The sequence below is a fragment of the Daejeonella sp. genome (genome assembly GCF_044348475.1).
In the GTDB taxonomy this organism is placed as follows: Bacteria; Bacteroidota; Bacteroidia; order Sphingobacteriales; family Sphingobacteriaceae; genus Daejeonella.
This window is the reverse complement of record NZ_JBIKSU010000123.1, coordinates 1-4539: the sequence shown is the minus strand read 5'-3', so window position 1 is coordinate 4539 and position 4539 is coordinate 1. Positions and strand designations below refer to the sequence as shown.

Sequence of the window (4539 nt, the reverse complement as noted above, 5' to 3'; positions counted from 1 at the left end):
TGTGCGCCTGAGAATGTTGAAAAACTAATCAGCTCTACATTAGACGAAATTAATAAGATCAAACAGAATGGTGCTCTGAAATTAGATATTGAAAAATTTATTGCTGAAGAGACCCGTTCTACTGAAACACAGATAAAAGATAATGGCTTTTGGTTAGGCTACCTAACAAGCCAATATCAAAATGAAGAAGATCCAAAGCAGATCTTATCTTATCTTGAGTCATTAAAAGAATTAACACCAGAATTCTTAAAGGCTACGGCTCAATACCGATTGTCGGATAATTTTATCCGTATGGTATTACTTCCTGAAAAATAGGATCATAAAAAGATCATAAAAAAAGCCGGTTCAAGCATTTTGAATCGGCTTTTTTTATGCTTTAGGTTAAAACTGAACAGCTATTGATGCAGCATTAGAATACTGGCTCTCATTTTTAAGCCGATCTAAGGCAGTAACAACATAGATATAATTACGGTTAGCACTTACGGTGTTATCTATATAAGATGTTTCGGCTGAGCTGAAAGAAATCTTCAGGATATGATGAGCCTGCTCTATATCTATTTTTTCGCCACGATTAAAGCGATAAATTACATACCCGTATGCTTTATCGCCATCACTAGCCACAAGTGGCTCTTTCCAGCTTAATTCTACGCCTTTGGCAAGTGGTTTTGCAGTTAAAGCACTTGGCGCATTTGGATTTACCGCATCAAGCCAAGACATTGCAGGTTGGAGCGCAGGATAACGATAAAAATTAGTACGAAGAGAATCCTGAACACCTGCAAGGTTATTAGTTACCGATTTGGAACTAAAGAAAACACTGCCCTGAACATTTCTATTTTTTCTGAGATACCTAATCTGATCAGGTATTTGCTGACGGTTACTCCACCCAGGACGGTTTTCCATTGCTCGGTAAACACCCTGGCCAATATATACATGTTTGCCAAAGGCATTATTACTCCACCAGTCAACCAGCTTATCGTATGGTGCCACCTGATAACCAAAAGGAAAATAAATCTGTGGATTCAGATAATCTATCCAGCCTTTCTGAGCCCATTTACGAGCATCTGCATATAGTTTTCCGTAACCATCAAAGCCATTACTTTCAGACCCTTCTGGATCCTGGGTTTTATTTCGCCAGATCCCAAATGGGCTGATTCCAAATTTGACATACTTTTTTGCTGTATGGATACTATCAGAAACTACATGAATCAAGGTATCCACATTATTGCGTCGCCAACCATCAATATTTTTAAAAGCGGTTCCATACTTATAAAAAGTTTTATTATCGCCAAGAGGCTGATTAGGCTCAGGATAAGGATAGAAATAATCGTCAAAATGGACACCATCAATATCATAGTTTTTAACCACATCCATAATCACACTCACTATATATTGACGCACCTCAGGAAGCCCGGGGTTAAATAACTTCTTGCCGCCATACGTAAAAAACCACTCCGGTTTTTGCTTGGTAATATGATTGGCACTGGTATGCGCATCTATCAGGTTAAACGTTGCCCGGTAAGGGTTAAACCAGGCATGCAATTCCATTCCCCTTTTATGAGCTTCTACAATAGCGAAATCTAATGGGTCATAATAGGGTACGGGCGCCTGCCCTTGATTTCCGGTAAGAAATCTACTCCATAACTCACGACCCTTTCCATAAAGTGCATCAGTTGCAGGACGAATTTGGAATAAAATTGAATTCACGCCATTCTTTTGGTGCTGATCAAGAATTCGAAGAAGCTCAGTTTTCTGAATATCTGCACTTAGGCCAGGCTTTGAAGGCCAATCGATATTTGCTACGGTAGCCACCCAAACGCCTCTAAATTCTCGCTTGGGGTGTTCAGTATTTTGAGACTTGGAAATGGATGGAGCAGTAATTAGAAGTGCAAGAATGACTAATAGGTTCTTTATCATGAAAAGAATATTCTGGTAAGTCAGTAAAGATAATAATCTAATTTATTGCTTAAAGCTAAAATACATGATAATAATATCTAAAGGGAATAGATTTTAGTAAAGCCCTAGAAAATAATTTATGGCGAATTAAAAAGCTGAATCATACGTGTTAAACAATATATTTGTTATCATTGAAGTTCAAATTATATGATTTTATACAGAAATAAAGAATCTATAAAAACTAATTGCACATGGAAAAAGAGGAACAACCATTACAAAAAGATTCCAATAAGATCTATTTTTTAATTGCTGTTATACTGGCCTTGCTAGGAACCAATACCTATTTATTTTTAAAAGATAAAAAAGCAAATGAGCGCATTTTAAGCATTAGCGATGAAAAAACCAGAATGCAGACTGAAATTGACAAAATTGAAGCTGAACTGGATAATGTCTCAAGCATGAATATCAAGCTATCGGATGAGATGAAAAGTGAGCAGGATCGTGCAAGAAAACAAATCAAAAAACTGAGAGCCGCCCTAACACAAGGTCAACTTACACAAAGCCAGCTGTCCAAAGCACAGCAAGAAATAAAACAACTTAAAAATGTTGTATCAAAATACAGTTCAGCTATTGACGCTTTTAAAAAGCTCAATGCTAATCTGACCACTGAGCGGAATGAATAAGATCAGCTGTAGAGTCTGTAAGTTTTATAGCTTCAGGCCTTGAAAAACAAAATGAAGAGCTAAGTACAAAAGTCAAAGCAGCAGCAGCTTTAAAACATCAACTATTTCAGTTCAGGCTCTTCATGTTAAAAATAACGGCACAAAAAACCATGCTAATCGGGCCAATGCAACCGATATATAAAATTCATTCAGAATTAAGTTACAATTCTGCGCTGAACGTTGGTATGGCACGATCAACCTTCTTTACAAGGCCCTGCAATACATTTCCGGGGCCAACTTCAGTAAATGAAGTTGCTCCATCATGAAGCATTTTTTCAATCGTTTGTGTCCAGCGTACTGCTCCGGTCAATTGTGCAATCAAATTATGTTTAATGCTTGCTACATCGGTATATGCCTTGGCATCAATATTCTGGTAAATTGGGCAGATTGGCTCCTTAATTTCGGTATTCTCAATTGCCGATTGCAATTCAACCCGAGCAAGCTCCATTAAAGGAGAATGAAATGCTCCTCCAACATTCAGCTTGATTGCTCTCTTTGCTCCCGCTTCAATCAATAACTCGCAAGCTTTATCAATACCTTCAATGCTTCCTGAAATAACGAGTTGACCCGGACAGTTATAATTTGCTGGAACAACAATATCACTTACTCTTTGGCAAATATCTTCAACAGTAAAATCATCCAAGCCAAGTATTGCTGCCATAGTTGAAGGTCTTACCTCACAGGCCTTTTGCATCGCATTAGCACGTGCACTAACCAAGCGCAAGCCATCTTCAAAAGATAAAGCATGAGCAGCAACAAGCGCAGAAAACTCACCAAGTGAATGACCAGCCACCATGTCTGGATTAAAATTATTCTTCAGCTCTTTTGCCAAAATAACAGAGTGAAGGAAAATGGCTGGCTGTGTTACGTTGGTCTGCTTCAAATCTTCATCAGTTCCATTAAACATGATGTCTGTGATTCTAAAACCCAATAGTTGATTGGCAGCTTCAAATAAATCTTTGGCGGTAGATGAATGATCGTAAAGATCTTTTCCCATCCCTGCAAACTGGGCTCCCTGCCCTGGAAATAAGTATGATTTCATGATTAATGAATCCTATATATAATTTAATAAAAAATAACTGCTTCTGTTAACTTAAGCTTGCCGTAATTAAGCGCAAAAATTCAGCGCGTGTTGTCTCATTAACAAAAGCTCCGGTAAAAGCAGAAGTAGTAGTCACAGAATTTTGTTTTTGAATTCCACGCATCGACATACATAAATGCTTACACTCCATAACTACAGCAACTCCGGTAGCATCCAGAGTTTCCTGTATACAATCACGAATTTGATTTGTTAAACGCTCCTGAACTTGTAAACGCCTAGCAAAGACATCAACCACTCTAGGAATTTTACTCAGCCCAACAATATTGCCGTTTGGTATATAAGCAACATGCGCCTTCCCAAAAAAGGGCAGCATATGATGTTCACACATAGAAAACACTTCAATATCTTTTACAACAACCATTTGATTATACTCTTCCTTAAACATGGCACTGCGAAGAATTTCTTCTGGATTAGCGTCGTATCCATGAGTCAAATATTGTAAAGCCTTAGCTACACGAACCGGTGTTTGAATAAGGCCTTCCCGGGATGGATCCTCACCCAACTCAGCTAAAATTGCTTTATAATGAGCCGCTATGCGTTCAATCTTTTCTAGATCGTATTGGTCAATCTTGGTATACCCATCGATTTTACTTTCTGCAGACTTGTTTTTTTCGTCCATTATCAGATGCTTGAGTTCATTTAGATCAACCGAAGTATTCTACAAAATTATTTTCGGTTTCGAAAAGTTTAACAGCATGCAAGATGGCACCCTGCCCATCAATATGCGGTTTAAGAACATCAAATATCGTAACAGCCAGCACTTCGGTCGAAGCCATTTTGCCCTTCATAAATTCTACATCAATATTGATGTTCTTATGATCC

5 protein-coding genes and 1 pseudogene are annotated in these 4539 nt (G+C 38.0%); 2 read left to right on the top strand and 4 right to left on the bottom strand.

The annotated features are described in order from the left end of the window. Positions 1-315 (top strand): annotated as a pseudogene (locus ACIQZ6_RS12035) (insulinase family protein); the annotation flags it as partial. Positions 316-381: 66 nt separating this feature from the next. Here the strand turns inward: ACIQZ6_RS12035 and ACIQZ6_RS12030 are convergent. Beyond that, the gene (locus ACIQZ6_RS12030; protein ID WP_395811424.1) at positions 382-1914 is read right to left on the bottom strand and encodes a glycoside hydrolase family 10 protein; all 1533 of its coding nucleotides are present in this window, start codon (positions 1912-1914) and stop codon (positions 382-384) included. A gap of 230 nt (positions 1915-2144) precedes the next feature. Here ACIQZ6_RS12030 and ACIQZ6_RS12025 point away from each other — a divergent pair, with 230 nt between their 5' ends. Next, positions 2145-2576 (top strand): hypothetical protein, encoded by a 432-nt coding sequence (locus ACIQZ6_RS12025; RefSeq protein ID WP_395811422.1) that lies wholly within the window; start codon positions 2145-2147, stop codon positions 2574-2576. A gap of 199 nt (positions 2577-2775) precedes the next feature. Here ACIQZ6_RS12025 and fabD read toward each other — a convergent pair whose 3' ends face one another. The 3 genes from fabD to ACIQZ6_RS12010 form a co-directional block, all read right to left on the bottom strand. Next, positions 2776-3657, bottom strand: coding sequence for an ACP S-malonyltransferase (gene fabD / locus ACIQZ6_RS12020; protein WP_395811420.1), 882 nt, complete (start codon positions 3655-3657; stop codon positions 2776-2778). Between the two features lie 46 nt (positions 3658-3703). After that, positions 3704-4336 (bottom strand): GTP cyclohydrolase I FolE, encoded by a 633-nt coding sequence (folE, locus tag ACIQZ6_RS12015; RefSeq protein WP_395811418.1) that lies wholly within the window; start codon positions 4334-4336, stop codon positions 3704-3706. A gap of 25 nt (positions 4337-4361) precedes the next feature. Next, a partial coding sequence (locus tag ACIQZ6_RS12010; RefSeq protein ID WP_395811426.1) for a 6-pyruvoyl trahydropterin synthase family protein occupies positions 4362-4539 on the bottom strand: 178 nt, incomplete at its 5' end.